The organism is Pseudolabrys sp. FHR47 (assembly GCF_005153485.1).
Lineage (GTDB): Bacteria > Pseudomonadota > Alphaproteobacteria > Rhizobiales > Xanthobacteraceae > Pseudolabrys.
Map to the genome: position 1 here is coordinate 3,456,134 of NZ_CP039740.1, position 25,748 is coordinate 3,481,881.

The window sequence follows — 25,748 nt, forward strand, 5'->3', positions numbered from 1 at the left end:
CTCACCAATCCGGCTTGGTCGAGATTTTTTCGGCATCTTTGACCTCCGCAGCCAACGGAGCGGCAAAAGCCCGCAACTCTTTGGGAATTGCATCGAGTTCGTGGCTGTCGAACGACAGCTTAAGATAGCGGGTCGCTATTGTGGCGATGGCACGCGCCTGCTCGCGGTCGCGCGGCGCCTTGAGTGGATCGCGCCCATCCCTGTCCGACAGCCACGCCTTGTGGAGCGCAAAGGCGCGCGGATCGATAACCGCCAGTCTGACCGGATAGCCTCGCTCATCGATAGCGACGGCATCCAGCTTCGGAGAATTGATGAGCCATGCCAATCCGAAGATCGCCGCGCCTTCAAGATCGTCCGGCAAGTCCGTCAGAGAACCGCGGCTTGCGTTACGAACAGGGTCTTTCGCCTCCGGCGCGATCAGGTCCACCAGATAGCCATTGCGATTTGTAGCGCGAAAGCTCCGCTTCGTTGTCGGGGTGAAGGATTCATCGACAGCCTTCAGAATTCCGATCAGCCCGTCCGGACTCATATCGCTGACCGCAATACTCAGGCGGCGGCGTGCGTCGTAAAGAAGATCGACATCGCCAGTGGCGACGAGACCGCTATCGATATGGACGCCGGCTGCCGCCTCATAGGCATAGATCGCATTGGTGCCAACGACGAGAATCTGCTCGCCGAGCAACTCTCGTGCATCGCAGGCGCGTAGAATGCGCGCCACGATCAGCGGAACGCGACCAAGCCCCAGCGCGACATTGACCGGCGCGAGTTCATTGAGACGAGCCGACAAACTCTCGAGACGTCTTGTGTTGTCGTCACGTCCGCTGATGAATGCGTCGTAAGCGGCCTCAGTCTTTTGGTCGCGCGGACCGAGCGAAGTTTCCGATTTTCCGATCTTGCGCAGGAGATAGTCGGTGCCGTTACGTGCAGCCCAGCGCATACCGCCCGCAAAGCGGCGACGCCGATCATGGTCGGCCGCTCGCCAGGCCTCGTAGACCTGTTGCGTATCGATGGACTGCCGGCGCTGTTCGGCTGATAATGGCCTCATAATAAATCGTTTTCCACTTCAATTGGCAACTTTTACAATAATAGTGGAAAATGATGTAAAAACAATTGCTTGCATGAAATATCACAAGCTATTGATTTATAATATATTTCCACCGTTATTGCTCATGCGTGATATGGAAGTGGAAAATATAATTTAATCAGTTGCTTATAGTAACGTTGTTCGACGACCAGTCTGACACCTAGCCGCGTTTCTTCGGTGCCGGTTTGGCGGGAGCATTGACCTTGACCGGCTCCAGCACGACCTTGAGCGGGTTCGGCTTGTGATCCATGGCCGCGCCGGTCACGCCGTCGGTGACCAACCCTACGGCGCCGCCGACGAGCACGTTGCCGGCAACACCGGCCGCGCCGCCCGGCGCAAGTTCGCGGCCGAGCTTGACCGTCTTGGGGTGATAGCCGGGCTTGGTGAAAGTGACGACCAGGTCCTGATTGCGGGGCACCGCGGGGGTACACGGCGTGACGCAGGTCGGCCCGGGTATGGGTTCGGTCCGGATGTTCTCTTCGAGGTAGGCTGACTCGCTGCCGACCTTATCGTCGCGAACCGGGCATGGCCCGCCGCACGGATAGTCGATCACCGACCGCATTTCGGCGCCTGACGGCTCCGAGTCGAAGACGACCTGCTCGCTTGTGCCGCGCGTGACCGATGCGCATCCGGCAAGCAGAATTGCGGCCGCGCCGAACGCGGCGAACTTTTTTGATGTCATGAGCCCCCCAGCCCTGCTGTCCCCGGTCGCGGAATGACGACCCCAGGACGTCCGGGAAGTTTAGACGCGCCAAGTGTGCCCGGCAAAGTAGATTGTGCCGTCTTGCGCCAAAAGTTCGGTCTAAAAGGAGGGAAAGCTGGTCGGAGTGGCAGGATTTGAACCTGCGACCCCCTCGTCCCGAACGAGGTGCGCTACCAGACTGCGCTACACTCCGACTGTGGCGGGCCTTATAACCCCCCGGCTAAAACCGCAAGCTTCAGAGCACGTCATGAACGCTGAGCCGCAAACGCGGGTCCTGCCGGCCGATCCGGCCGCTATCGAGACCGCCAGTGCCTGCCTTGCGGCGGGCGGTCTGGTCGCGTTTCCGACCGAGACGGTCTACGGCCTCGGCGCCGACGCCACGCAGGGCGAGGCGGTGGCGCGGCTCTACGCCGCCAAGGGCCGCCCGGCCTTCAATCCGCTGATTTCGCACGTCGCGGGCCTGGAGGCGGCGCGGACGCTCGCCCGGTTCAATCCGGACGCCGAACAGCTGGCCGGCGCCTTCTGGCCGGGGCCCCTGACCCTGGTGCTGCCGAAGCAGCCGGATTGCCCGGTCTCGGACCTCGCCACGGCCGGGCTCGACAGCATTGCCTTGCGCATACCCGCTCAACGCACCGCCCGGGCCCTGCTCACAGCCTTCGGCAAGCCGGTGGTCGCGCCGTCTGCCAACAGGTCCGGACATGTATCGCCGACCGACGCCAAACACGTCCTGGCCGACCTGCGCGGTCGCATCGACCTGATCCTCGACGACGGCCCCTGCCCGGTTGGCGTCGAATCCACCATCGTCGGCCTGCTCGGGGAACCGACCTTGCTGCGGCCCGGCGGCCTGCCACGCGCCGACATCGAGCGTGTGCTCGGCCGGCCGCTCCGCACTCCCGATCGTACGGTCGATGAGGACGCGCCACTCGCCCCCGGCATGCTCGCCTCGCACTATGCGCCGAGGGCTACGATGCGGCTCAACGTGCGGGAGCCGCGCGAGGGTGAAGCGCTGCTCGCCTTCGGACCGGCGCCGGCCTTCGCGGGACCTGTCCTCAACCTGTCGCCGAGCGGCGATCTGGTCGAAGCCGCGGCCAAGCTGTTCTCGCATCTGCGCCGGCTCGATGCCGCCGGCGTCAAGGCGATCGCAGTGATGCCGGTGCCGAACGAAGGCCTCGGCGAAGCGATCAACGACCGGCTTGCGCGCGCTGCCGCGCCCAAAGCATAAGAAGAAAGCAGACGAGGAAATACCGCAATGAACGCGCCGACCGCCAACCCGATGCGCCTTGCCCCCGCGCCCGAACTGATGGCGCGCTTCGCGGCGATCGTCGGCGACAAATACGCGATCACCGACCCGGACGTGCTGGCACCAAACCTCGTCGAAGGCCGCGGCCTCTATCACGGCAACACCGCGATGATGCTCAAGCCGGCGAGCACCGCCGAAGTCGCGGCGATCCTCAAGCTGGCCAACGAGACGCGCACCGCGATCGTGCCGCAAGGCGGCAACACCGGCCTTGTCGGCGGACAAATTCCGTTCGATGGCGAGATCATTCTTTCGCTGACGCGGCTCGACAAGATCCGCGAGGTCGATATCGCATCGAACACGATGACGCTCGAAGCTGGCGTCGTGCTGCAGAAGGCGCAGGATGCCGCTCATGCCGCAGGGCGGCTGTTTCCGCTGTCGCTTGGCTCGGAAGGCAGTTGCACCATCGGCGGCAATCTGTCGTCGAATGCCGGCGGCACCGGTGCGCTGGCATACGGCATCGCGCGTGAGCTGATGGTCGGCATCGAGGTCGTTCTCGCCGACGGCCGCGTCATGAACCTCTTGCGCAAATTGAAGAAGGACAATACCGGTTACGACCTGCGCCATCTGTTCGTCGGCGCCGAAGGCACGCTCGGCATCATCACCGCTGCGGTGGTGAAGCTGTTTCCGCAGCCGCGCGCCATCGAAACGGCGTTCATCGGCCTGCCCTCGCCCGAGGCGGCGGTGAAGCTGCTCAACCTCGCGCAGGCGCGCATCGGCGGTACGGTGACGGGCTTCGAACTGATGATCCGCGAAGTCATCGAATTCGCGCTTAAGCACGGCCACAATGTCCGCGACCCGCTCGGCTCGGTGCAGCCCTGGTACGTGCTGATGGAAGTGTCGTCGCAACAGGAAACCGGCCTGCGCGACAATTTTGAGGAATTTCTCGCTGCAGCCATCGAGCAGGGACTCGTCACCGACGCGACCATCGCGGCCAGCATCGATCAGGCCAGGGCATTCTGGCACATGCGCCATACGCTGACCGAAGTACAGAAGCCGGAAGGCGGCTCGATCAAGCACGACGTGTCGGTGCCGGTCGCCGTCGTGCCGCAATTCATCGCCGAGGCGTCCGACGCGGTCGTCAAGCTCATTCCCGGATCGCGTCCGGTGCCCTTCGGGCATGTCGGCGACGGCAACATGCATTTCAATGTCAGCCAGCCGGTCGGCGCCGACAAGGATGCCTTCCTCGCGCGCTGGAAGGACGTCAATGCCGTGGTCGACAAGATCGTGCTCAAGCTCGGCGGCTCTTTCTCGGCCGAGCATGGCATCGGCAAACTCAAGCGCGAGACGTTGGCGAAGGTGAAGGACCCGGTGGCGCTTGCCCTGATGCGCGACCTCAAGCAGATGTTCGACCCGAACGGCATTCTCAATCCGGGCAAGGTGTTGTGACGCGATGAGTGAACTTGCCATCGACGAGGCCACCGATGCCGACATCGACGCCATTGTCGCACTGTGGCTCGCCTGCGGCCTGACGCGGCCGTGGAACGATCCGCGCACCGACATCGACTTCGCCCGCAAGGGACCGAACTCGACCATTCTCGTTGGCCGCATTGACGGCGCGATCGTTGCTTCGGTGATGGTCGGCCATGACGGCCATCGCGGCTGGTTCTATTATCTGTCAGTGGCGCCGCAGATGCAGAAGCGCGGGCTGGGCCGCGTCATCGTCGAGGCCGCGGAGCAATGGCTCAAGGCGCGCGGCGTCGTGAAGGCGATGCTGATGGTGCGGCAGGACAACACCGCCGTGCAGAAGTTCTATGAATCGCTCGGTTACTTCGATCAGCCGCGCACGGTGATGGCGCGCTGGCTCGATGGCCGCGATCCGACGCCTTAAAACAACAGACCCTGCCCGTCATCGTTCGGTTTGGCGACTTTTGGCTTTTTCGCTGCCGTAACTTTCGGCGGCGGTGCCGGGTCGGCACCTTCCGCGACCTGCTCGATGAGATGCGCATTGTCGTTGGCGACGCGATTGACGTCGGTCGACACCGGCCAGACCTCGAGCAAGCTGTCGGGCGCCGGCATGATCAGCGCTGACGCCGTCGTGGCGTCGACATGATCGCAATCGAGCCAAAGATCGAACGCTTCCGGCGGCACAATCACCGGCATACGGTCGTGCAGCGGGCCCACGGTGCGGTTGGCGTCGGTGGTGACGATGGCAACGGTATCGAGTTCTTCGCCATTAGGGCCGGTCCAGGTCTCCCACAATCCGGCGAAGGCCAGCGGCTCACCGGATTTGGCATGGATATAGTAAGGCTGCTTGCGCAGACCGCCGGCTTTCCACTCGTAAAAGCCGTCCGCTGGTATCAGGCAACGGCGTCGTTTCATAGCGGCGCGGAAGGCGGGCTTGTCAGTGACATTCTCGCCGCGCGCATTGACGATCAGTGAAAAGGCCTTCGGATCCTTCACCCAGGATGGCAGCAAGCCCCAGCGCATCAAGGCGAATTTCCGCTGCCTGTTTATAAGGCGGACGACCGCGATCGGCTGCGTCGGTGCTATGTTATAGCGCGGCGGGAAATTCGGCTTTTCCGCATACCGAAAAAAATTGCGAATGGCTTCGGGCGAAGCCGTGAGTGTATAGCGCCCGCACATCGTCAGGTCCCTTGGCCGCCGCGCTTAAGCACGTCTTAACTTAAGATAATATAACAAACTGAGACGAAAGGTTGATCGGGGAAAGTCGTTGTTTCGGGTTCAACACAGCACCGTCGCGATGGACGATCAAGGCGACAATTCCTTCCCGTCCGCTCCACGCGCCGTCGAACCTGCGACCGTGGCTCACATCAATCCCGTCACCGGTCTGGCCACCGACTACCTCAATCATTTCAATGAAGCCATCATGCTTCTGGAAATGTTGCCGGCCTGTCCGGATTGTCGCGACGATCTGCGCGCCTGGACTCCGATGCGCTACTGCGAGCATTTTCGCCGGTCCCGTTTCACCGGACGCAATCGCGCCATCGCGGCCTATGAAAGTGCCGACCCCGCTACGCGCGACATGCTCGAGGCGCTCACCGAGACCATGATCGCTTTAGTCGAGCGTGCTCGCAAAGAGATCGACGCGGAAACGAACGCGCGTGTGAGCGCCGGCATCGCCGAACGAACCGCCGCCTGGCTCAAGCTGCTCGCCGAGCAAGCGAGCGCTGTGATTAATGGCCAACGCACCGAGAGCACCGACGGCCCACCGCAATCCGCCGCGGACCGCATGATCGGTTGAGCGAGGCGCTCGGGGACGTGCTAGGCAAAGTCCGAGCGACAGAGCCATGACCGATTCCCGCGCCTATCCGCCGCGTCCCATTCTTGCCGTGTCTGCGGCCATCGTGCATGACGGCCGGGTGCTCGCTGTGCGCCGGGCCCGCAAGCCGGCGATCGCGCTCTACACCATGCCGGGCGGCGTGGTCGAAACCGGCGAAACGCTGTTCGAGGCGGCGATCCGCGAGGTCCGCGAAGAGACCGCGCTGTCGATCGAGCCGGTGGCGCTGGCCGGCCATCGCGAAGCCATCATGCGCGACAAGGAGGGCCGCGTCGAACGGCACTTCGTCATCCTGTGCTTTGCCGCAAGACTGCTCGGTGGCGAAATCCGGCTCAACGACGAACTCGACGACGCGCGCTGGCTGGCGCCGCATGAGTTCTCGGGCGTGAAAACCACCGACGGCCTCACCGAAATCGTGATGACGGCGGTCGATCTCATTGGCCATCGGCGTTAGGCCAAGCCCGACCGGTCAGACAGCCGCCTTGCGGATGCCGCGCCGGCGGCGCATATGACGGACGCGACCTCCCACCGGGACCCGATCTTGCTTCCACGAATTGCAGCAGCCGTTCTCCTGACCGGCCTGGCTACTTTGCCGGTGCAGGCGCAATCCGCGCCGCCCGCGACGGCGCCGGCACAGGATTCCGTGGCCGCGCCCTACGACGCCGATCTGCAGCGGCTGGCCGAGATACTCGGCTCGCTGCAATATCTGCGCACGATCTGCGGCTCGAAAGAGGGCCAGAAATGGCGCAACGAGATGCAGGCCCTGATCGACAGCGAAGCGCCAAGCGGCGAGCGCCGCCGCCAGATCGTCGCTCGCTTCAACCGCGGCTATCGCGGCTTCGAGCAGACCTACCGCACCTGCACGCCGGCGGCCGATCTGGCGATCCGCCGCTATCTCGACGAGGGCGCCCGGATCGCCCGCGACATCACGGCCCGCTACGCCAATTAGCCGCAGGTTCCAGCCCCCGTCCGTGCCTTCCCGCAGCGCAATTCACATTTGACCACAGCCATTAACCTTTCCTTTAGGTCTGGGCTATTGCCGCAAGCACCCCGTGATAGGGTCTTTCGGGTTAGCGACTGACGCCCGTTTCCGAGGCGGCAGGGGACGAAGGTACGTAATGAACACTCCCGAGCGATCAACGCACATGCGCGAGCCGGTGCCGGACCATGAGCAAAAGCGCGTGGCGCTGAGCTATCTGAACGAGGCATGGGCGGAAGCGCGCATGGACGGCGTCGATGGCGACTGCCTGGCGCAGGCCTGCCTGTTCACCGCGCTGGCCGAATTCGTCTCCACCTATGGCGAGGAAGCGGCGGCCACCTTCACCGAGGGTCTCGCTGGCCGCATTCGAAACGGCGAATTCTCCGTCGATCTGCCCCGCCAGTAAACGGCCCCACCCTCCATCCTTGCCGAAGCTCGCCGCTCCTTACGGAGCTAAACCGTAATAGCGGTCGAGCAGGCGATCGATGTCGGCCGGATAGAACGGCTTGCGCAGAAAGCCGAGAGCGCCGAGAGCGGCGGCCCGATCGGCGACCTCGTTCTCGACCGTCGCCGTCATCATCACGACAGCGACCCGCGGCACCTCGCGCTTGATTTCCGACAAGGTCTCGCAGCCGTCGAACCCCGGCATATTGTAATCGAGAAACACCAGATCGAACGGCTCTTGCCGCAGGCGTTCAATCGCCACCAGACCCTCTGCGGCGTCGTGCAGATCGAGCCGGAAGCGGCTGGCCGACAGTATCTTGCGCACGATGCCGCGCATGGTGCTGGAATCGTCAACGACGAGCACCCGCGTGGGCAACTTGGTACGGACGCAAATGTCCACCATGCGGTGGGCGTCGGCGACATCGGCGGGCTTGGTCAACACGCCGGTCATGCCGTTCGGCGCTGCTGCGCCGCGCGCGGCACGGATGAACAGATGCGGCCTCAGCCGCAGCGCCTTAGTCGACGCCAGCGCCGTCGCCTTCACCGCCTCCGGCAGCGCGCCATCGAGCACACAGATGTCGACGTCGCCCTGCGCCAGCGCCGCAATGCCCGGCGCTGCGTCATAGGCGGAAAAATTGACCGGGATGCTGGCCAAGGCAGCACCTTGCCGCCACAGTTCCAATTCGGAACCGGCGATCCCGATCAACATCATGTTGAGCGAAACGAACTCATGAGTCATGGGTGCCCCGCGCCCATCCGCATCGAACGCGCCACGCTCCCCAAGCGTGACGTGCGCATACCGTTAATCAGGGTCGCATCGCATTGGCAATACGGCGCCAGATAAAAATATTTTAAAATTTTGGTGTTTGAAAAACCGGACGCGTCAGGCTGGCGCCAGCGTTTCCAGAAAGCGGACGCATTCGCCGCGGGCAGCGGTGACAAGCGTGCCTTCCCACATCACCTGGTGGCCCCGCACGAAAGTGCCGACCGGCCAGCCGGTAACGGTTACACCCGTGTAAGGCGACCAGCCGGCGCGCGAGGCGATCCAGTTTTCCGTGATGGTCTCGCTTCGCTTCATGTCGACCACGGTAACGTCGGCGTCATAGCCGACGGCGATGCGGCCTTTGTTGGCAATGCCGTAAATCCGCGCCGGACCGGCGCTGGTGAGATCGACGAAGCGTTGCAGCGTCAGGCGCCCGGCGTTGACGTGATCGAGCATCAGCGGGACCAGCGTCTGGACGCCCGGCATGCCGGAATGGGCCTTCGGATATGGATGCGCCTTTTCCTCGCGGGTGTGCGGGGAGTGATCGGAGCCGCAGGTGTCGATGATGCCCTGCTGCAGGGCATGCCACAGGCCGGCCTGGTGAATTGCGTCTCGCACCGGCGGATTGAGCTGCGCCATGGTGCCGAGCCGTTCATAACAATCCGGCGCGGTGAGCGTGACATGCGCCGGCGTCACCTCGGCTGAAGCGACATCCTTATGGCCAGCGAGATATTCGGCCTCGTCCTTGCTGGTGACGTGCAGGATGTGAATGCGCTTGCCGGTCTCGCGCGCCAGCCGCACCAGACGCTGCGTGCACATCAGGGCGGCGGTCGCATCGCGCCACACCGGATGCGAACGCGGATCGTTGTCGATGCGCAGATTCATGCGCTCACGCAGGCGATATTCGTCCTCGGAATGAAAGGCGACGCGGCGGTTGACGTTCTCGAGGACGGCGCGGATGCCGTCGTCGTCCTCGATCAGCAGCGAGCCGGTGGACGAGCCGGCGAACACCTTGATCGCGCAGGCGCCCGGCAGCCGCTCCAACTCGGCGAGGTCCTTGGTGTTCTCGCGCGTGGCGCCGACATAGAAGCCGAAGTCGCAATGCATGCGGTGATGCGCGCGGGCGACCTTGTCGGCGAGCGCGGCCGCATCCGTCGTGGTCGGGATGGTGTTCGGCATTTCGAAAGTGAGCGTGACGCCGCCGAGCACCGCGCCGCGCGAGCCGCTCTCGAGGTCTTCCTTCTGCGTCAGCCCCGGCTCGCGGAAATGGACATGGGTGTCCATCACGCCGGGCAGGACGTGCAAGCCGCGGCAGTCGATGACCTCCCCGGCCGAGGCCCGGGCCAGGTCACCGATTGCGGCGAAGCGACCGTCACGGATGCCGACGTCCCGCACCCCCTCACCGTCCTGGTTGACGACGGTGCCGCCCCTGAGGATGAGGTCAAAGGTTTCGGCCATGGAGGCGGGCTTTCTGCCGGGCTTGAGGATCGTCGGCCAGCGCTTACGTTTGCCGGACGTTTCTGGCAAGCCCGTTTCTAGCAAGCCCGTTTCTGCTAAGACGGGCATCACATTTCCAGAGACGAATCCGGGGATTTTTCACGCCATGAAGGCAGCTTTGCTACCCGATCGGGGCGTCATCAAGGTCGCCGGCGAGGCCGCCCGCGGCTTCCTCAACGGCATCGTCACCAGCGATATCGGCGATGTGGCGCCCGGCACGGCACGCTTCGCCGCTTTGCTGACGCCGCAGGGCAAGATCATCGTCGATTTCCTGATCACCGAAGCCGCGGCGGAGGACGGCGGCGGCTTCTATTTCGACGTACCGAAGGCCCTCGCGCCGACGTTGGCCCAGAAGCTCAATTTCTACAAATTGCGCGCCAAGGTGACGATCGAGGACCTGTCCGACCGACTCGGCGTCATGGCGGTGTGGGACGGCGCGGGCACGAGCGACTACGGCCTCACTTATCCCGACCCGCGTTTCGCGCCGCTCGGGTTTCGCGTCATCCTCCCGCCCGAGGTGATCGCCGAAGCCGCCGCCGACCTCAGCGCGAACCTCACCGATGCCGACGCCTATGAGGCGCATCGCATTGCGCTGGGCGTGCCGCGCGGCGGCGCCGACTTCGTTTTTGGCGACACCTTCCCGCATGAGGCCGACATGGACCAGCTCGGCGGCGTCGATTTCGACAAAGGCTGTTACATCGGCCAGGAGGTGGTCTCGCGCGTCGAGCATCGCTCCACCGCGCGCAGCCGCGTCGTTCCGGTCGCCTATGACGACAACGCGCCGATGCCGGGCCTCGACATCACGGCCGGCGACAAGCCGGCCGGCATGATGGGCTCGGCCGCCAATGGCCGCGGCCTGGCGCTGCTGCGGCTCGATCGCGTCGCCGATGCGATAGCCACCGGAACGCCGATTTTATGCGGCGGCGTCACACTGCGCGTGGTGAAGCCCGACTGGGCCCGCTTCGCGTTTCCCGGCGAGACCAAGGCGGCGGAGTGAGCGCCGCGACAGCCCGGACGCGCCGCGCTATATCTCCGCCATGGCTATTCCAAAAACGATTCTGCACGCCGACGGCTTGAAGCGCTGCGCCTGGCCCAAGGAAGACCCGCTCTATGTCGCCTATCACGACGAAGAATGGGGCGTGCCCGAATGGGATGATCGTGCGCTGTTCGAGAAGCTGATCCTCGACGGTTTCCAGGCCGGGCTGTCCTGGATCACCATCCTGCGCAAGCGCGACAACTTCCGCAAAGCCTTCGACGGTTTCGAGCCCGAGAAGATCGCGCGCTACACGCCGAAGAAGGTCGAGCGGCTGATGCAGGACGCCGGCATTGTGCGCAACCGCGCCAAGATCGAAGGCACGATCCTGTCGGCGCGCGGCTATCTCAAGATCATGGAGAGCGGCCCCGGTTTCTCGGCGATGCTGTGGGACCATGTCGGCGGCGAGCCGCTCGACAACAAACTGCGCGCCGGCAAAACGCTGCCGGTGGAGACGCCTATCTCCAAGGCGATGTCGAAACAGCTCATCGGCCACGGCTTCAAATTCGTCGGGCCGACCATCGTCTATGCCTTCATGCAGGCGGTCGGCATGGTCAACGATCACGAAGTGACGTGCTGGTGCCACGCCGAATGCAACAGACTGGCGGCGAAGCACGCGAAGAAGAAAAAGAAATGAGCAAAGCTGCTGCGAAGTCGCCCCCTCGGGCAAAGGCTATAAGAGCTTGGCAGCGTATGCTGTCGGGGCGCCGGCTCGACCTGCTCGATCCCTCGCCGCTCGACGTCGAACTCGAGGACATCGCCCACGGGCTGGCGCGCGTCGCGCGTTGGAACGGCCAGACCAAGGGCGCGCATATTTTTTCGGTGGCTCAGCACGTGCTTTTGGTCGAGGCACTAGCGCGCGCCAAATCGCCGAGCCTCGACGACCGGCTGCGCCTCGCCATCCTGCTGCATGACGCCGCCGAATATGTGATCGGCGACATGATCTCGCCCTTCAAGGCCGTGATCGGCGACAGCTACAAGATCGTCGAAAGCCGGCTCCTCACGGCGATCCACGTACATTTCGGGCTTCCGGCGCATCTTCCCGAAACCTGGGTGAAGATCATCAAGAGCGCCGACCGCAATGCCGCCTATCTGGAGGCGACGCGACTGGCCGGATTCGAGGACACTGAAGCGCGCAAGTTCTTCGGCCAACCGCCGAAATTTTCCGCAGCCATCGAGCGCGATTATCTTACGCCGTGGCCGGCTTCGACCGCCGCCAAGCGGTTTGCCGAGCGGGTGGAAAAACTGCTCGGACCCGGCTTTTCAGCCGCTTCGCGCCAGCCTAAATAACCCCTTATGATCCACGTCTGCTCGCTCGCGCTGCTGTACAAGACGGTCGAAGAGACCAGGGCCCAGCACATCGTCACCCTGCTCCGCCTCACCGACCGGGTGACACGGCCGGCGCATATCGCCGCCGACAATCACCTCGTGCTGGCCGTCGACGACATCTGCGATCCGGAAGAAGGCTGCACCGTCCCGGCCGCGGATCATGTGGTGCGGCTTGTCGATTTCGCGCAGCGCTGGGATCGTTCGGCGCCGATGGTGGTGCATTGCTTTGCCGGCATCAGCCGTTCGACCGCGGCCGCCTTCACCGCTGCCTGCGCGCTCAATCCGCAACGCGACGAGGCCGAGATCGCATGGACGATCCGCACCGCCTCACCCACCGCCATGCCCAACCGGCGCATCGTCGCCATCGCCGACGAGATCCTCCAGCGCAATGGCCGCATGGTGCGCGCGGTCGAGGCCCTCGGCCGCGGCCAGGAAGCGATGGAAGGCCATCCGTTCCGGCTCGACATTGGCTAGGCGCCTCGAACCGACTAGGGTTTGCCCGCCAACCGGGGGATTTCACCGTGTCGACGCTTCACTACGGGCTGGTCAGCCCAGAGACGCTGGCCGCACATGACGGCCTGACCTTTCTCAAGGGCATCATTGCCGGACAATTCCCGCAGCCCCCGATTGCCGAAACACTCGGTTTCCAGCTTGTCGAGGCCGAGCCCAACCGCGTCGTCTTCGAAGGCCTGCCCGAGCAGCGTCACTACAATCCGATCCATACGGTGCATGGCGGCTTCGCGGCGACCCTGCTCGATTCCGCGCTGGCCTGCGCGATCTTCACGACCATGCTCAGGGGCGATGCCTGGACGACGCTGGAACTGAAGCTGAACTATGTGCGGGCGATGACCAAGGATACCGGCCCGGTGCGCGCCGAAGGCCGCGTCATCCATCGCGGCCGCAGCATCGCGACCTCGGAAGGCGATCTGAAAGACGCCGGCGGCAAGCTCTACGCCCACGCCACGACGACCTGCATGATCATGCCGGCGAAATAGAAGCGCCCTTTATTTATTTTTTTGTCGCGCTTCCGGACGGCGAACCGGTTTCCACTTCGCCTGGAAGCGCTCTACCCCTGCGTCGGCGGCACGCGCACCACCATGCCTTCGAGCTGCGGCGTCAGCGTGATGCGGCAGGCCATGCGGCTCGATTTCTTCACCTCGGCGGCAACTTCGTCGAGCTTGTCGTCTTCCTCGCGGCTGCGCTTGGGCAGGCGCGATTGCCAGGGCTCCTCGATATAGACGTGGCAGGTGCCGCAAGAGCAACTGCCGGCGCAGGCGCCGATAATGCCGTCGATGTCGCATTCGACCGCGGCTTCCATCAGCGTCATGCCGGGCGGCGCTTCGACCGGCTGACGATGACCGTTCGGTTCGATGAAGACGATGGTCGGCATGGCTTCACCCCGGCGCGCGCGTTACAGCGCCCGGTGGCGGGCGCCACCGGCCATCATTGCCGTTCAATCGTGTAGATTCAGTTGTTGCCGGCCGCGAACGACGAACGCAGCTTCAGCGGCCCCTCTTCGCTCTCGACGCTGGCCGAGCGCGTCGGGCGGCGGGTGAATTCGCAATAGGCAAAGCCGAGCCCCGAGATCGAACCGCGGAAGGTGTATTCGTCGACCTTGGTCACGCGGAAGCACGGATCGATCGGCAGGCCCTTCATGGTGGCGCAGACCGAGCCTTCGCGCACATGCAACGTATTGGCCGGCAGCGAGGCGTAGCGCACCTTGCCGGCGCCTTGGAACTGGATCGAGCCGACAACCGAGCCGTCATGCAGCACGCGGCCGCGGCCACGGGTGCCTTCGAAGCAGGTGTAATTGAAGGTCTTGCCGACGACGAAAGCGCGCGCCTGCTCGGCCGTCAGTTCTTCGGCCGAAGCCATCGACGGCAGCGCGGCCAACAGGCCGATCACGCACGCACCTACACGCAACATCACGGAACTCCGACTGACGCCACAAGACAAGACTAGCGGGCTTCCGCCCGCCAGAAAACATCTTGCGGATTATGCCTAACGATCGTTGGCAAATCCTGAATGGAATTTACCCGATCTTGACCACGACGCGACCCCGGACCTGCCCGGCGACGATGGCGGATGCCGCCTCCGGCAGGTCTGAAAGGCCGATTTCCTTGGTCATCGCGGCTAATTTCTGGCGGTCGAGGTCCGTTTCGAGCCTTTTCCACGCCTCTTCACGCTTGGGCAGCGGACACATCACCGAGTCGATGCCCAAAAGACACACCCCGCGCAAAATGAAGGGCGCGACCGAGCCCGGCAGATCCATACCGCCGGCCAAGCCGCAGGCAGCCACCGCACCGCCATAGCGGATCATGGACAGGAGGTTGGCGAGAGTGGTGGAGCCCACGCTGTCGATACCGCCGGCCCAGCGTTCCTTGGCTAGCGGCTTTACCGGGCCGGTGAGCGCGGCGCGCTCGACGATTTCGGTGGCGCCGAGGCTCTTGAGATAATCGGCCTCCGCGGGACGGCCGGTGACGGCACTGACCTCAAAGCCAAGTTTGGACAGGATCGATACCGCGACCGAGCCAACGCCGCCTGCGGCGCCGGTGACGGCAATGGGACCGCTGGCCGGGCTGAGGCCATGCTTTTCCAGCGCCATGACGCAGAGCATCGCGGTATAGCCGGCCGTGCCGATGGCCATGGCGTCGCGGGTCGAGATGCCCGCGGGCAAACGCACCAGCCAGTCGCCCTTCACCCTCGCCTTTTCGGCATAGGCGCCGAGATGGGTCTCGCCGAGACCCCAGCCATTGAGGATGACCTTGTCACCAGCCTTCCAATTGGGATGGCTCGAGGCTTCGACGGTACCGGCGAAGTCGACCCCGGCGATCATCGGGAACCGGCGCACCACCGGCGCCTTGCCGGTAATGGCGAGACCGTCCTTGTAGTTCACCGTGGAGTATTCGACGCGGACGGTGACGTCGCCGTCCATCAGGTTCGCCTCATCGAAATCGGCGAGCGCGGCCTTGGTGCCGCCCTCGGTCTTATCGATCACCATCGCCTTGAAAGTTGCCACCCGGCCCTCGCTTCGTTCTTGAGGAAATGTTGGCCGAGTTTTCGCGCGCGGAAGCCACGCGCGCAACTGTTTTGCGCGTTCCGCCTACGCGGCCGCCGGCACCAGCGGCCGTGTCACCGGCTTTTCCACGATCGGCAGGTTGATGATTGCCGACAGGACGCCGAAGAACACGCTCAGCCACCACACCGGGTTGTAGCTCTGGAAGTATTCGAACGCGAGACCGCCAAGCAGCACGCCAAGGAAACCGCCGACCTGGTGGCTGAAGAAGGCGATGCCAAACAGCATCGCGAGCCAGCGCGTGCCGAACATGATCGCCACCAGCGATGACGTGGGCGGCACCGTCGACAGCCACAACAGACCCTGCGTAGCGCCGAAGATCAGCGTCGATATCGGCGTCACGGGCAGCAGCACGAAGACAGCGATCGAAATGGCGCGGCCGAAATAGATCGCCGACAGGATATAGCGCTTGGGCATGCGCGAGCCGAGATAGCCCGACGTGATCGAGCCGACGATATTGAACAGGCCGATCGCCGCCACGGTCCAGCCCCCGATCTCCGCCGACAGGCCGCGGTCGGCGAGATAGGCCGGCAAGTGCACCGTGGTGAAGGCGAGCTGGAAACCGCAGGTGAAGAAGCCGATCACCAGCAGCACATAGCTGCGGTGGCCGAAGGCTTCCGAGAGCGCCTGTTTGTAGGATTGCGTCGGTTGCGCCGGACCGGCGTTCACGGCTTTCGGCGGCGCCGCCAGCACCAGCGACAGCGGCAGGATGATCAGCATCAGCGCGGCGAAGACGAACAATGCGCCGGTCCAGCCGGTCGAGCCGATCAGCGCCACCGCGAGCGGCGAGAACAGGAACTGGCCGAAGGAACCGGCGGCGGTGCCGAGGCCGAAGGCGGTCGAGCGCCATTCATCCGGTAGCAGCTTCCCGAAAGCGCCGACGACAATGGTGAAGGAGCATCCCGACAGACCGAAACCGATCAGTACGCCGGCCGACAAAGTCAGCGTCGCCGGCGTCGTCGAATAAGCCATCAGGAACAGGCCGGCCGCATAGAGCAAGGTGCCGGCCATCAGGACCCGCGTCGCGCCATAGCGGTCGGCGATCGCACCGGCGAAGGGCTGGCCTACACCCCACAACAAATTCTGCACCGCGAGAGCGAAGGCGAAAACATCGCGGCCCCAGTTATTAAGTTCCGACATCGGCGTGAGGAAGAAGCCGAGCGCCGAGCGCGGGCCGAAACCCAGAAGCGCAACGATACAGCCGCAGACAATAATGACGGCCGGCGTCCGCCAGCTAGAGAGCGAGGACGCGCTGGCGTTCTGGGTGGACATTCGGGGGTGCTCCGGCGAATTTGAATGGCCGACGGCCCATCGCCGACGACCAGAGCCGGAACATAGTAACAAGCCTGCGCCGCCCCTAGCGAAAAGTACTGATCAAAGCCATTTGCGACACGCATGGCTGCACGGAAATCGTTGGGGAAATTCCTCCCGCCGCTTGCCCGCGCCGGCCGCTAACGGCCGGCATTGCCGTAGATCTCGATCAGATTGCGGGCTTCCTTCAGGGTGTATTTCGGATCGCCCCAGCTCGGCTCCTCGGCGCCGTCGCCCCAATTGCGTGGGCGGTAGAAGATGAGGCCACCGAGCTTGTCCATCTTTTTCATCTCGCCGATCCAGTTCGGCCGCGCCCAGTCGTCGTGATAATGCGTCGACTTGGCGACCTGCGGCATCCACAGCTTGCCGTCGAGCGACTCGCGGGCGATGCGCATGGCGCGCTCGTAAGGCTCCGGTTCCTTGATCGCCTTTGACTTGCCATCGCAAGCAAAGGTGAACTGGCAGGCCAGATGCCGGTGTTTGTTCTGATAGACGACGCCGCAGATATCGTTCGGGTAGTACGGCGAGAACACGCGGTTGAGCACGACCTGGGCCACCGCCATCTGCGCGGTCACAGGTTCGTCACGGGCTTCGAAGTAAATCGCGTGCGCAAGGCACTTCTCGGCCTGGGTGCGTTTGGCGCCGGCCAGTGACAGACGCTCGGCTGGCGACCGCGGCCGCTGATCGGGACCGGTGACGATGCCCTTGGCCGCGACGCTTTCTCCTTGGTCGACATTGATATCGCCGGTCGGCGGCGACAGCGCCGACATCTTTACATCGGGATCGCCGGACGCGATCACGACAGGCGCATCGCCCGGCGCCCAGGGCGACAGCCGCTTCTGCTCGCCGGCCAGCGGCTTCCGTTCAAAGAACACGTCGTCGCTGGAGTAGAGTTCCAGCCGCGGGCCTTCGTCCTTGCGCTTGAGATCGAGCTGCGGGCCGGCACTGCGTTCGATCGCAGCCAGCGCCGGCAGAGGCGGCATCGGCAAGCGCGCACGCGACAAAAGCGAATCGCGCTTGCCGGCGCGGTTCACCGTCGGGAACCGAAACGGCGCATTGGGATCGGTCCAGGGCTGCGCCGCGATCGACTGCGTGACATCGTTCGGATCAAGGCTGGCCAAGGTGTAGACAGGTCGGGGAATTTCAGTACCGACCGGCCGCGGCAGCGAAAACATCGCGGCATGGATGGTGCCGAAGGGCGATGCTATCAGATGCTCTCGCGCGCGCTCCGCGACGCCGGGCTGACGCGCCAGCAACGAGGCCAGATCCTGCTCGCCGACCGCTGTGGGCAGAACGGCAAAAGCCGCCGCGGCACAGCCGAGCAGCCTCACCCTTCTCCACACGCCATAACGCCGGCGTACTTTCACATTGACTTTACGCGACGCCACGCAACGTCCCCGACCACGTATGTCACCCGTGATCGCGACAATGCGTCAGGTTTCGTTATTGGCTGGTTAACCTTGCCCGCGCGTTAACGCCGCACGGCCTCGTGCGCGCGAAAGAGACTGTTAACCCTATCGAAATCGACGCCCGGCAGAATACGATACCGGATGGGTCATCACGGGGCGCCATGGAACTCCTATCTTTACTCACGACTCTTGGCGGCCAGGCGGTGCTCGCCCAGCTCAGCCTTGTCCTTCTGATCGTTGCCATTATCGTCTACCGGCGACAGCACGCGCAGTATCAGCATCTGTCAGTCGGCCTCGATAACATGTCGCAAGGCCTGTGCATGTTTGACAGTCGCGGCCGTGTCGTTCTCAGCAATCGCCGCTATCTCGAGATGTACCGGCTGTCGCCGGATGTCGTGAAGCCGGGGCTACCGCTCCGCGACCTGATCGTGCACCGAAAGCAGACCGGGCTGTTCACGGGGAACATCGACGAATACTGCGCCGGCATCTTCGAGCGTGTCCGCACGCGCAGCGAACTCGGCGCCTATGTGCCGGCCAAGGACGGCCGCATCGTACTGGCCAAGGACGAACCGTTGGCCAGCGGCGGATGGGTCTCGACGCACGAAGACGTCACCGAACAGCGCAATGCCGAGCTTGAGCGCGCCGCGAGCCGCGACACTGAGCGGCGGCGCACCGTCATCGACAGCGCCATCGCCACTTTCCGTCCGGCTGCGGAAAACCTGCTGCTACGCGTCAGCGACGGAGCGGCCGCGATGCGTTCCACCGCCGATGCCCTGTTTGAGGCTTCCGACAAGACCGCGCAATGCGCCGACACCGCCGCGCAGGCCTTTAACGAGGCCAGCGCCAATGTCGAAACGGCAGCCATCGCCGCCGAGCAACTGTCGCAGTCTATCGGAGAAATCAGCCAACAATTGAGCCACGCCAGCTCGATCGTAAAGCTGGCGACCGAGGAAGCGCGCGCCACCGACAACGAGATCGGCCAACTCGCCGACGGCGCACAAAAAATCGGGGACGTAATCAAGCTGATCGGCGACATCGCCGGGCAGACCAACCTGCTGGCGCTCAATGCCACGATCGAAGCGGCGCGTGCCGGCGAAGCGGGCCGCGGCTTTGCCGTCGTGGCATCGGAGGTCAAGTCGCTGGCGGTGCAGACCGCGAAGGCGACCGAAGACATCGCCGGCCATATCCTCGCCGTGCAGAACTCGACCGGCGGGGCCATCGAGGCGATCCGCAACATCGCCGAGCGCATGGGCGAGATCAATCGATACACCGTGGCGGTGGCCGCCGCGGTCGAGCAGCAGAGCGCGGCGACCGACGAGATTTCGCAGAACGTCGCCGCCGCGGCGCAAGGCTCCGGCCATGTCGTTCAGGTGACCGGCGAAGTGGCGGCGGCCGCCGGCGAGACCCGTGCCTCGGCGGAAATCGTCCGCGCCACCTCACAGAGCGTGGAAGGCGCGGTCGGCAACCTCCGGCTTGAGGTCGAGGACTTCCTCAAGAAGGTGGCGGCGTAGCTCCGCTTACGCCTGGCTCGCCGCGGCCTTGCCGAGCGCGGCCTGCGCCGCGGCCAACCGCGCGATCGGCACGCGGAACGGCGAGCACGACACGTAATCGAGCTTGGCCTCGTGGCAGAATGCCACCGACGACGGATCGCCGCCGTGCTCGCCGCAGATGCCGACCTTCAGCTTCGGCCGCACCTTGCGGCCGCGCTCGACGCCAATCTTCACGAGTTCGCCGACGCCCTGCTGATCGATCGACACGAACGGGTCGGCCGGCAAGATGCCGCGCGCGGTGTAGATGCCGAGGAAGCTCGCGGCGTCGTCGCGCGAAATGCCGAAGGTCGTCTGCGTCAGATCGTTGGTGCCGAAGGAGAAGAACTCGGCCGACTCGGCGATCTCGCCGGCCATCAGCGCAGCGCGCGGCAGTTCGATCATCGTGCCGACGTCGTAAGTGAGCTTGACGCCCTTCTCCTTCTCGACCGCCTGGGCCATAGCGTCGATGCGCGCCTTGACCAGATCAAGTTCGGCCTTGGTGGCGATCAGCGGCACCATGACTTCCGGCACCACCTTCTTGCCGGTGCGCTTGGCGACGTCGGCCGCGGCCTCGAAAATAGCGCGCGCCTGCATCTCGGCGATTTCCGGATAGGCGATGGCGATGCGGCAGCCACGGAAGCCGAGCATCGGGTTGAACTCGGCGAGTTCCTTCGCGCGATCGGCGATCTTGCGCGCGTCGACGCCCATGGCGGCGGCAACCTCGGCGATTTCCTCGTCGCCATGCGGCAGGAATTCGTGCAGCGGCGGATCGAGCAGACGGATGGTGACCGGGCGGCCATCCATGATCTCGAACAGCTCGACAAAGTCGCCGCGCTGCATCGGCAGCAGCTTGGCGAGCGCGGCGCGGCGCGCCTTCTCCTCGTCGGCGAGGATCATTTCACGCACCGCCTGAATGCGCTCCTCGTCGAAGAACATGTGCTCGGTGCGGCACAGGCCGATGCCTTCGGCGCCGAAGCGGATCGCCGCCTTGGCATCGTTCGGCGTGTCGGCATTGGCGCGGACGCCGAGCTTGCGCACCTTGTCGGCCCAGCCGATCAAGGTGGCGAACTCGCCGGACAATTGCGGTTCGATCATGCTTACGCGGCCTTCCAGCACCTGGCCAGTGGAGCCGTCGATGGTGATGTTATCGCCTTTCCGGAAGGTCTTGCCGCCGGCGGTCATGGTGCCGGCCGCGTAGTCGACGCGGATCGAACCGGCGCCGGAAACGCAGGGCTTGCCCATGCCGCGCGCCACGACGGCGGCGTGCGAAGTCATGCCGCCGCGCGTCGTCAGAATGCCTTCGGCGGCGTGCATGCCGTGAATGTCTTCCGGCGAGGTCTCGACGCGCACCAGCACGACCTTGTGGCCGTCGGCCTTGAGCTGCGCGGCTTCATCGGACGAGAACACGATCTCGCCCGACGCCGCGCCGGGCGAGGCCGGCAGGCCCGTCGCCAGCACGTGGCGATGCGCCTTGGGATCGAGCGTCGGATGTAGCAACTGATCGAGCGACAGCGGGTCGACGCGCAGCACCGCTTCGTTCTTCGAGATCAGGCCTTCATTGGCCAGTTCAACCGCGATGCGCAGCGACGCCTTCGCGGTGCGCTTGCCACTGCGGGTCTGCAGCATCCACAACTTGCCCTGCTCGACCGTGAACTCGAGGTCCTGCATGTCGCGGTAGTGCTTCTCGAGCTTGTTGTAGAAGCGCGTCAGTTCCTTGTAGGCCTCGGGCAGCGCCATCTCCATCGATGGCTTGTCGGAGCCGGCTTCCTTGCGCGCGGCCTCGGAGATTTCCTGCGGCGTGCGGATGCCGGCGACGACGTCCTCGCCCTGCGCGTTGATGAGGAACTCGCCGTAGAGCTTCTTCTCGCCGGTCGACGGATTGCGCGTGAAGGCAACGCCGGTCGCCGAGGTATCGCCCATATTGCCGAACACCATGGCCTGCACGTTGACCGCGGTGCCCCAGCTTTCCGGAATCGAATGCAGGCGGCGATAGGTCTTGGCGCGCTGGTTCATCCACGAACCGAACACGGCGCCGATCGCGCCCCAGAGCTGCTCGTGCGGATTCTGCGGGAAGTCGCGGCCGAGCTCTTCCTTGACGCGCGCCTTGTAGCGCTCGACCAGCTGCGCCCAATCGTCGGCGGTCAAATCGGTATCGAGCGAGTAGCCCTGCTTCTCCTTATGCATGTCGAGGATCTCCTCGAAATGCTCGTGACCGACGCCAAGCACGACATCGGAATACATGGTGATGAAGCGACGGTAGCTGTCGAACGCGAAACGGCGGTCGCCGGACTTCGCCGCCAGCGCCTCGACCGTCTGGTCGTTGAGGCCAAGATTGAGCACGGTGTCCATCATGCCCGGCATCGAGGCGCGGGCGCCGGAGCGCACCGATACCAGCAGCGGGTTGACGCGATCGCCGAATACCTTGCCGGTGATCTTGCCGACCTGGGTGAGCGCCTTCTCGACCTGATCCTTGAGCGCCGCCGGATATTTCTCGCCATTGGCGTAATAGTAGGTGCAGACCTCGGTGGTGATGGTGAAGCCGGGGGGGACCGGCAGGCCCAGATTGGCCATTTCGGCGAGATTGGCGCCCTTGCCGCCAAGGAGATTCTTCATCTCCGACTTGCCCTCGGCCTTGCCGCCGCCGAAGGCGTAGACCCACTTCCCTTTCGTGGCCGCCGGCGCGGCCTTGGCCTTTACCGGTGCCTTTGCGACCTTAGCGGCGGTCTTCTTGGCCACCGCCTTTTTGGTCACCTTGGCCGCAGCCTTTTTCGGGGCCGATTTCTTGGATTTCGCGCCGGCGCGCGGAGCCTTGCGTTTCGCCATCTCGGAGATCTGATCCTGGAACTGGGGAGGGAATGGAACCCGGGGGCCGTCAAATCACGCCGAATGCTGCAGCGCAAGCCCGTAAAGCCCCGGTACCGACAGGTTTTTAGGCCTAGCGGAAGATACCGAGGCCGATCAAGCCGACGATGATCAGGTAGGCGGCGACGATATAGTTCAGGAGTCGCGGCATGATCAGGATGAGAATGCCGGCGAGAATGGCGACGATGGGCTGCAAATTGGCGATGCTGATGGTCATGGAGGAAAGTCCTTTTTGCGGTGCAGGAGGAACGGAACCTAAAACGGATGAAACCGCGCCGGGTTCCCAATCGTACGGCCATCCACACCTCGTTGAGACCGGGCGGACGCGCGTCATCGCCCCTGTTCTTGAAGGCCCGGGGCGGCCTGCCGTCCTCTTCCACCCTCGGAAAACGCCGAGGGGATGGAGCGCCGCGAGGCGCCCTTCGTGGATCGCACCTTGGGGGTGCGAGGCATCCCTTGCGAAGGGACACCTGCGCCCCGCGGCGCTCCATCGCGGTGTCTTCACAGTGACGGGCCGCGCTTCTGGCGGCTGATCTGCCTTTCAGCAGGTAGCGCTCACCATCAGCAAGCTCCTTGCAGGAGGTCATAGTGCCTCCGGGCGGAGCCCCGTCGCCGCCCGAGCGCTTGAGGTGCGTTTCCTCAAACCCGCGGGCACCGCGCCCTGTTCCCACTGAAACGACGCCTCATGACAGCGCCCCCGGCCGGAACAGGACGAGATTGCTTATAGTCCTGCTAGGAATAATAGGCAAGGACTATTTTCTGGGCGCCCGAGACAAACTCCCCTTCCCCTCTCCCCTTGTGGGAGAGGGTGGCGAACGAACGAAGTGAGTGAGCCGGGAGAGGGGTCGGCATCTCGTCTGGCACTGACCCCTCTCCCGCCTCGCCGCCAAGGCGGCTTGGCACCCTCTCCCTCAAGGGGAGAGGGGAAGGAAGAAGAGCTACCCCTCGATCCGCGAGAAGTCCGCTACCGCTCGCGTGGCTTCGCGGATTTCATTGAGCAAGGTCAGGCGGTTGGCGCGCACCGCCTTGTCGTCAGCGTTCACCGTGACCTTGTCGAAGAAGGCATCGACCAGAGGACGGAGCGTAGCCAAGAGCGACATCGCCTCTTGGAAGTTCTCGTTTTCAATCGCTGCCTTTAAAGGCGAGCTCAAGAACCGAATGTGATGAGCGAGCGCCTTCTCTTCCGCTTCCTTGAGCAGCGCGGCATCGACGGCGCCGGCGTAAGACTTGCCGTCCTTCTTCTCCTCGATGCGCAAGATATTCGAGGCGCGCTTGACGCCGGCCAGCAGGTTCTTGCCGTCATCGGTCTCGAGGAATTGGCCGAGCGCCTCGACACGGCGCACGACCATCAACAGATCGTCCTGGCCTTCAAGGGCGAACACGGCGTCAACGAGATCATGCCGCGCGCCCTGTTCGCGCAACTGCACCTTGAGACGGTCGGCGAAGAAGGCAATGAGATCGCGCGTCGGCGTGACGAAGGAATGCGCCTCGATCAGCTTCGGCGCGGCGACGCTGCGCTCCTTGGCCGAGACCAGCACTTCGAGCTTCATCGCCAGCTCGACATCGGCCGCACCGATGGCGGCGATATCGTCATGGATCGGATGCAGCACCGCAAACGCTTGAGCCAAAGCCTCGTCGCGCGCCACCGCGCCGAAGTGACGCCACAGCAGGCGGCGCAGCGGCAAGCGCAACTGATTGTCGATGATGATACGGATGAGCCCAAGCGCCGCACGGCGCAGCGCATAGGGGTCTTTCGAGCCGGTCGGCTTTTCATCGATCGACCAGAAGCCGACCAGCGTGTCGATCTTGTCGGCGAGCGCGACGGCGATCGATACCGGGTCGGATGGCACCAGATCGTCAGGGCCCTTCGGCCGGTAGTGATCCTCGATCGCATGCGCGACCGCTTCGTCCTCGTTCTGCGCCTCGGCGTAGTAGCGGCCCATCAGGCCCTGCAACTCGGGGAATTCGCCGACCACTTCGGTGAGCAGGTCGGCCTTGCAGAGCTGCGCGGCGCGCTCGGCCTTGGCCGCATCGGCGCCAACCACGGGCGCAAGCTGCCCGGCGAGCGAAACGATGCGCGCGATGCGTTCGGCCTGGGTGCCGAGCTTCTCGTGAAACACGATGCTTTCGAATTTCGGCAGCCGATCTTCGAGCTTCGTCCTCAGATCGGTCTCGTAGAAGAACTTGGCATCGGACAAACGCGCGCGGATGACGCGCTCATTGCCGGCGACGATCGCCTTGCCGCCATCGGTCGCCTCGATATTGGCGACGAGGATGAATTTATTGACCAGCCTGGCTGACGACGGATCGCGCAGCACGAAGCATTTCTGGTTGGCGCGGATGGTCGAGCGGATGACTTCGCCCGGAATGTTGAGAAAGTCCTTGTCGAAGGAGCCCATCAGCGGCACCGGCCATTCGACAAGGCCGGCGACTTCCGCGGTCAGCCCTTCGTCCTCCACCAGTTCGTGGCCCTGCGCGAAAGCGAGGTTCTTCGCATCGGTGCGGATGATGTCCATGCGCCGCGCCGGATCGAGCACGACCTTGGCCTTCTCCAGCGACGCGACGTAATCGTCGAAGCGGCGCACTTTGAAAGCGCTCGGCGCCATGAAGCGATGGCCGCGGGTTTCGTTGCCGCCCTTGATGCCGTCGATGTCGAACGGCAGCACAGTCGGTTCCTCGGTCTCGGGACCGAAGGTGGCGATGATGGAATGCAGCGGCCGCACCCAGGTCAGCGCGCCGGGCTTCGCCGAATCCGCGCCCCAGCGCATCGACTTCGGCCACGGGAAAGCGCGCACAATTTCCGGAATCATCTCGGCGATCACCTCGACGGCGTCGCGGCCCTTCTTCTCGGTGATGGCGACGTAGAAGTCGCCCTTCTTGTCGGCCTGCACCTTGGCCTGATCGATCGAGGTGAGGCCCGCGGCCTTCATGAAGCCGGCGATCGCCTGCTCAGGCGCCCCCACTTTCGGGCCTTTGCGCTCTTCCTTGAGGTCGGGCTGGCGCGCCGGCACGCCCTGCACGGTCAGCGCCAGGCGCCGCGGCGTGGCGAAGGCCTTGGCGCCCTCATAGACGAGGCCAGCCGCGACCAGCCGGTCGGTGACCATCTTCTTGAGGTCATCGGCCGCCCGCGCCTGCATCCGCGCGGGGATTTCTTCGGAGAACAATTCGAGCAGAAGGTCGGGCATGGCGAT

26 protein-coding genes and 1 tRNA gene are annotated in these 25,748 nt (G+C 64.3%); 13 read left to right on the forward strand and 14 right to left on the reverse strand.

Going from position 1 to position 25,748, the window contains the following annotated elements; translation table 11 throughout:
• Window position 1: 1 nt before the first annotated feature.
• From E8Q40_RS16900 to E8Q40_RS16910, 3 genes are all read right to left on the reverse strand, one after another.
• Complete coding sequence (locus E8Q40_RS16900) at window positions 2-1,045, reverse strand: nucleotidyltransferase domain-containing protein (protein ID WP_246662887.1); 1,044 nt, start codon at window positions 1,043-1,045, stop codon at window positions 2-4.
• Between the two features lie 199 nt (window positions 1,046-1,244).
• Window positions 1,245-1,766: a translation initiation factor 2 gene (locus E8Q40_RS16905; protein WP_137045649.1), complete on the reverse strand. Its 522-nt coding sequence runs from the start codon at window positions 1,764-1,766 to the stop codon at window positions 1,245-1,247.
• Window positions 1,767-1,903: 137 nt separating this feature from the next.
• A tRNA-Pro gene (locus tag E8Q40_RS16910) sits at window positions 1,904-1,980 on the reverse strand.
• Window positions 1,981-2,034: 54 nt separating this feature from the next.
• Between E8Q40_RS16910 and E8Q40_RS16915 the strand changes: the two genes are divergently transcribed.
• The 3 genes from E8Q40_RS16915 to E8Q40_RS16925 are packed head-to-tail and all read left to right on the forward strand — an operon-like array spanning window position 2,035 to window position 4,915.
• A complete protein-coding gene (locus E8Q40_RS16915; RefSeq protein ID WP_137045650.1) occupies window positions 2,035-3,009 on the forward strand; it encodes an L-threonylcarbamoyladenylate synthase in 975 nt (324 codons plus the stop codon).
• A 27-nt stretch (window positions 3,010-3,036) separates the two neighbouring features.
• Window positions 3,037-4,473 (forward strand): FAD-binding oxidoreductase, encoded by a 1,437-nt coding sequence (locus E8Q40_RS16920; RefSeq protein WP_246662888.1) that lies wholly within the window; start codon window positions 3,037-3,039, stop codon window positions 4,471-4,473.
• Window positions 4,474-4,477: 4 nt separating this feature from the next.
• Window positions 4,478-4,915, forward strand: coding sequence for a GNAT family acetyltransferase (locus tag E8Q40_RS16925; protein WP_137045651.1), 438 nt, complete (start codon window positions 4,478-4,480; stop codon window positions 4,913-4,915).
• Here the strand turns inward: E8Q40_RS16925 and E8Q40_RS16930 are convergent.
• Window positions 4,912-5,670 carry an SOS response-associated peptidase gene (locus E8Q40_RS16930; protein WP_137045652.1) on the reverse strand — a complete coding sequence of 253 codons (759 nt, stop codon included), beginning with the start codon at window positions 5,668-5,670 and terminating at the stop codon, window positions 4,912-4,914. The two genes, E8Q40_RS16925 and E8Q40_RS16930, sit on opposite strands and share 4 nt — an antisense overlap.
• A 118-nt stretch (window positions 5,671-5,788) precedes the next feature.
• Here E8Q40_RS16930 and E8Q40_RS16935 point away from each other — a divergent pair, with 118 nt between their 5' ends.
• The 4 genes from E8Q40_RS16935 to E8Q40_RS16950 all read left to right on the forward strand — a co-directional run bounded on the left by E8Q40_RS16935 (window position 5,789) and on the right by E8Q40_RS16950 (window position 7,710).
• Window positions 5,789-6,289, forward strand: coding sequence for a hypothetical protein (locus E8Q40_RS16935; RefSeq protein ID WP_137045653.1), 501 nt, complete (start codon window positions 5,789-5,791; stop codon window positions 6,287-6,289).
• 46 nt (window positions 6,290-6,335) lie between these two features.
• Window positions 6,336-6,779, forward strand: coding sequence for an NUDIX hydrolase (locus E8Q40_RS16940; RefSeq protein ID WP_137045654.1), 444 nt, complete (start codon window positions 6,336-6,338; stop codon window positions 6,777-6,779).
• An 87-nt stretch (window positions 6,780-6,866) separates the two neighbouring features.
• Window positions 6,867-7,274: a TIGR02301 family protein gene (locus E8Q40_RS16945; protein WP_246662889.1), complete on the forward strand. Its 408-nt coding sequence runs from the start codon at window positions 6,867-6,869 to the stop codon at window positions 7,272-7,274.
• Between the two features lie 169 nt (window positions 7,275-7,443).
• Complete coding sequence (locus E8Q40_RS16950) at window positions 7,444-7,710, forward strand: hypothetical protein (RefSeq protein WP_137045656.1); 267 nt, start codon at window positions 7,444-7,446, stop codon at window positions 7,708-7,710.
• 39 nt (window positions 7,711-7,749) lie between these two features.
• On the opposite strand, the gene E8Q40_RS16955 is transcribed toward E8Q40_RS16950, so the two are convergent.
• Window positions 7,750-8,487, reverse strand: coding sequence for a response regulator (locus E8Q40_RS16955; protein WP_137045657.1), 738 nt, complete (start codon window positions 8,485-8,487; stop codon window positions 7,750-7,752).
• Window positions 8,488-8,631: 144 nt separating this feature from the next.
• Window positions 8,632-9,969, reverse strand: a complete 1,338-nt coding sequence (locus E8Q40_RS16960) for a dihydroorotase (protein ID WP_137045658.1) — start codon at window positions 9,967-9,969, stop codon at window positions 8,632-8,634.
• Between the two features lie 145 nt (window positions 9,970-10,114).
• On the opposite strand from E8Q40_RS16960, the gene E8Q40_RS16965 reads away from it, so the two are divergent.
• Genes E8Q40_RS16965 through E8Q40_RS16985 form a run of 5 tightly spaced genes read left to right on the forward strand, consistent with a single transcriptional unit; the run spans window position 10,115 to window position 13,365 of the window.
• On the forward strand, window positions 10,115-11,005 hold the full coding sequence (locus E8Q40_RS16965) for a folate-binding protein YgfZ (RefSeq protein WP_137045659.1): 891 nt from the start codon (window positions 10,115-10,117) through the stop codon (window positions 11,003-11,005).
• Between the two features lie 40 nt (window positions 11,006-11,045).
• On the forward strand, window positions 11,046-11,678 hold the full coding sequence (locus E8Q40_RS16970; protein WP_137045660.1) for a DNA-3-methyladenine glycosylase I: 633 nt from the start codon (window positions 11,046-11,048) through the stop codon (window positions 11,676-11,678).
• Window positions 11,675-12,331, forward strand: a complete 657-nt coding sequence (locus E8Q40_RS16975) for a YfbR-like 5'-deoxynucleotidase (RefSeq protein WP_137045661.1) — start codon at window positions 11,675-11,677, stop codon at window positions 12,329-12,331. Before E8Q40_RS16970 ends, E8Q40_RS16975 begins: the two co-directional genes overlap by 4 nt.
• A gap of 6 nt (window positions 12,332-12,337) precedes the next feature.
• The gene (locus E8Q40_RS16980) at window positions 12,338-12,844 is read left to right on the forward strand and encodes a tyrosine phosphatase family protein (RefSeq protein WP_137045662.1); all 507 of its coding nucleotides are present in this window, start codon (window positions 12,338-12,340) and stop codon (window positions 12,842-12,844) included.
• Between the two features lie 47 nt (window positions 12,845-12,891).
• Window positions 12,892-13,365 carry a PaaI family thioesterase gene (locus E8Q40_RS16985; protein ID WP_137045663.1) on the forward strand — a complete coding sequence of 158 codons (474 nt, stop codon included), beginning with the start codon at window positions 12,892-12,894 and terminating at the stop codon, window positions 13,363-13,365.
• A gap of 71 nt (window positions 13,366-13,436) precedes the next feature.
• Here E8Q40_RS16985 and E8Q40_RS16990 read toward each other — a convergent pair whose 3' ends face one another.
• The 5 genes from E8Q40_RS16990 to E8Q40_RS17010 form a co-directional block, all read right to left on the reverse strand.
• Complete coding sequence (locus tag E8Q40_RS16990) at window positions 13,437-13,760, reverse strand: 2Fe-2S iron-sulfur cluster-binding protein (protein ID WP_137045664.1); 324 nt, start codon at window positions 13,758-13,760, stop codon at window positions 13,437-13,439.
• A 77-nt stretch (window positions 13,761-13,837) separates the two neighbouring features.
• Window positions 13,838-14,296 (reverse strand): hypothetical protein, encoded by a 459-nt coding sequence (locus tag E8Q40_RS16995; RefSeq protein WP_137045665.1) that lies wholly within the window; start codon window positions 14,294-14,296, stop codon window positions 13,838-13,840.
• A gap of 106 nt (window positions 14,297-14,402) precedes the next feature.
• Window positions 14,403-15,389, reverse strand: a complete 987-nt coding sequence (locus tag E8Q40_RS17000) for an MDR family oxidoreductase (protein ID WP_137045666.1) — start codon at window positions 15,387-15,389, stop codon at window positions 14,403-14,405.
• Between the two features lie 84 nt (window positions 15,390-15,473).
• Complete coding sequence (locus tag E8Q40_RS17005; protein ID WP_137045667.1) at window positions 15,474-16,718, reverse strand: MFS transporter; 1,245 nt, start codon at window positions 16,716-16,718, stop codon at window positions 15,474-15,476.
• 179 nt (window positions 16,719-16,897) lie between these two features.
• Window positions 16,898-18,145: a cell wall hydrolase gene (locus E8Q40_RS17010; RefSeq protein ID WP_246662890.1), complete on the reverse strand. Its 1,248-nt coding sequence runs from the start codon at window positions 18,143-18,145 to the stop codon at window positions 16,898-16,900.
• 182 nt (window positions 18,146-18,327) lie between these two features.
• On the opposite strand from E8Q40_RS17010, the gene E8Q40_RS17015 reads away from it, so the two are divergent.
• Window positions 18,328-19,677 (forward strand): PAS-domain containing protein, encoded by a 1,350-nt coding sequence (locus E8Q40_RS17015; protein WP_137045668.1) that lies wholly within the window; start codon window positions 18,328-18,330, stop codon window positions 19,675-19,677.
• Between the two features lie 6 nt (window positions 19,678-19,683).
• Here the strand turns inward: E8Q40_RS17015 and ppdK are convergent, their stop codons facing one another.
• From ppdK to glyS, 3 genes are all read right to left on the reverse strand, one after another.
• The gene (ppdK, locus tag E8Q40_RS17020; protein WP_137045669.1) at window positions 19,684-22,518 is read right to left on the reverse strand and encodes a pyruvate, phosphate dikinase; all 2,835 of its coding nucleotides are present in this window, start codon (window positions 22,516-22,518) and stop codon (window positions 19,684-19,686) included.
• A 112-nt stretch (window positions 22,519-22,630) separates the two neighbouring features.
• Window positions 22,631-22,774 carry a DUF3096 domain-containing protein gene (locus E8Q40_RS17025; RefSeq protein ID WP_137045670.1) on the reverse strand — a complete coding sequence of 48 codons (144 nt, stop codon included), beginning with the start codon at window positions 22,772-22,774 and terminating at the stop codon, window positions 22,631-22,633.
• Window positions 22,775-23,495: 721 nt separating this feature from the next.
• Window positions 23,496-25,742, reverse strand: coding sequence for a glycine--tRNA ligase subunit beta (gene glyS, locus E8Q40_RS17030; protein WP_137045671.1), 2,247 nt, complete (start codon window positions 25,740-25,742; stop codon window positions 23,496-23,498).
• Window positions 25,743-25,748: the final 6 nt, after the last annotated feature.

Coding starts and splice junctions, on each gene's coding strand:
- E8Q40_RS16990 (WP_137045664.1), bottom strand. CDS start 13,760: ATGCCGACCATCGTCTTCATCGAACCGAACGGTCATCGTCAGCCGGTC.
- E8Q40_RS16950 (WP_137045656.1), top strand. CDS start 7,444: ATGAACACTCCCGAGCGATCAACGCACATGCGCGAGCCGGTGCCGGAC.
- glyS (WP_137045671.1), bottom strand. CDS start 25,742: ATGCCCGACCTTCTGCTCGAATTGTTCTCCGAAGAAATCCCCGCGCGG.
- E8Q40_RS16955 (WP_137045657.1), bottom strand. CDS start 8,487: ATGACTCATGAGTTCGTTTCGCTCAACATGATGTTGATCGGGATCGCC.
- E8Q40_RS16995 (WP_137045665.1), bottom strand. CDS start 14,296: ATGTTGCGTGTAGGTGCGTGCGTGATCGGCCTGTTGGCCGCGCTGCCG.
- E8Q40_RS16970 (WP_137045660.1), top strand. CDS start 11,046: ATGGCTATTCCAAAAACGATTCTGCACGCCGACGGCTTGAAGCGCTGC.
- E8Q40_RS16960 (WP_137045658.1), bottom strand. CDS start 9,969: ATGGCCGAAACCTTTGACCTCATCCTCAGGGGCGGCACCGTCGTCAAC.
- E8Q40_RS16935 (WP_137045653.1), top strand. CDS start 5,789: ATGGACGATCAAGGCGACAATTCCTTCCCGTCCGCTCCACGCGCCGTC.
- E8Q40_RS16915 (WP_137045650.1), top strand. CDS start 2,035: ATGAACGCTGAGCCGCAAACGCGGGTCCTGCCGGCCGATCCGGCCGCT.
- E8Q40_RS17025 (WP_137045670.1), bottom strand. CDS start 22,774: ATGACCATCAGCATCGCCAATTTGCAGCCCATCGTCGCCATTCTCGCC.
- E8Q40_RS16920 (WP_246662888.1), top strand. CDS start 3,037: ATGAACGCGCCGACCGCCAACCCGATGCGCCTTGCCCCCGCGCCCGAA.
- E8Q40_RS16980 (WP_137045662.1), top strand. CDS start 12,338: ATGATCCACGTCTGCTCGCTCGCGCTGCTGTACAAGACGGTCGAAGAG.
- E8Q40_RS16965 (WP_137045659.1), top strand. CDS start 10,115: ATGAAGGCAGCTTTGCTACCCGATCGGGGCGTCATCAAGGTCGCCGGC.
- E8Q40_RS16930 (WP_137045652.1), bottom strand. CDS start 5,670: ATGTGCGGGCGCTATACACTCACGGCTTCGCCCGAAGCCATTCGCAAT.
- E8Q40_RS17005 (WP_137045667.1), bottom strand. CDS start 16,718: ATGTCCACCCAGAACGCCAGCGCGTCCTCGCTCTCTAGCTGGCGGACG.
- E8Q40_RS16925 (WP_137045651.1), top strand. CDS start 4,478: ATGAGTGAACTTGCCATCGACGAGGCCACCGATGCCGACATCGACGCC.
- E8Q40_RS17015 (WP_137045668.1), top strand. CDS start 18,328: ATGGAACTCCTATCTTTACTCACGACTCTTGGCGGCCAGGCGGTGCTC.
- E8Q40_RS16975 (WP_137045661.1), top strand. CDS start 11,675: ATGAGCAAAGCTGCTGCGAAGTCGCCCCCTCGGGCAAAGGCTATAAGA.
- ppdK (WP_137045669.1), bottom strand. CDS start 22,518: ATGGCGAAACGCAAGGCTCCGCGCGCCGGCGCGAAATCCAAGAAATCG.
- E8Q40_RS16905 (WP_137045649.1), bottom strand. CDS start 1,766: ATGACATCAAAAAAGTTCGCCGCGTTCGGCGCGGCCGCAATTCTGCTT.
- E8Q40_RS16940 (WP_137045654.1), top strand. CDS start 6,336: ATGACCGATTCCCGCGCCTATCCGCCGCGTCCCATTCTTGCCGTGTCT.
- E8Q40_RS16900 (WP_246662887.1), bottom strand. CDS start 1,045: ATGAGGCCATTATCAGCCGAACAGCGCCGGCAGTCCATCGATACGCAA.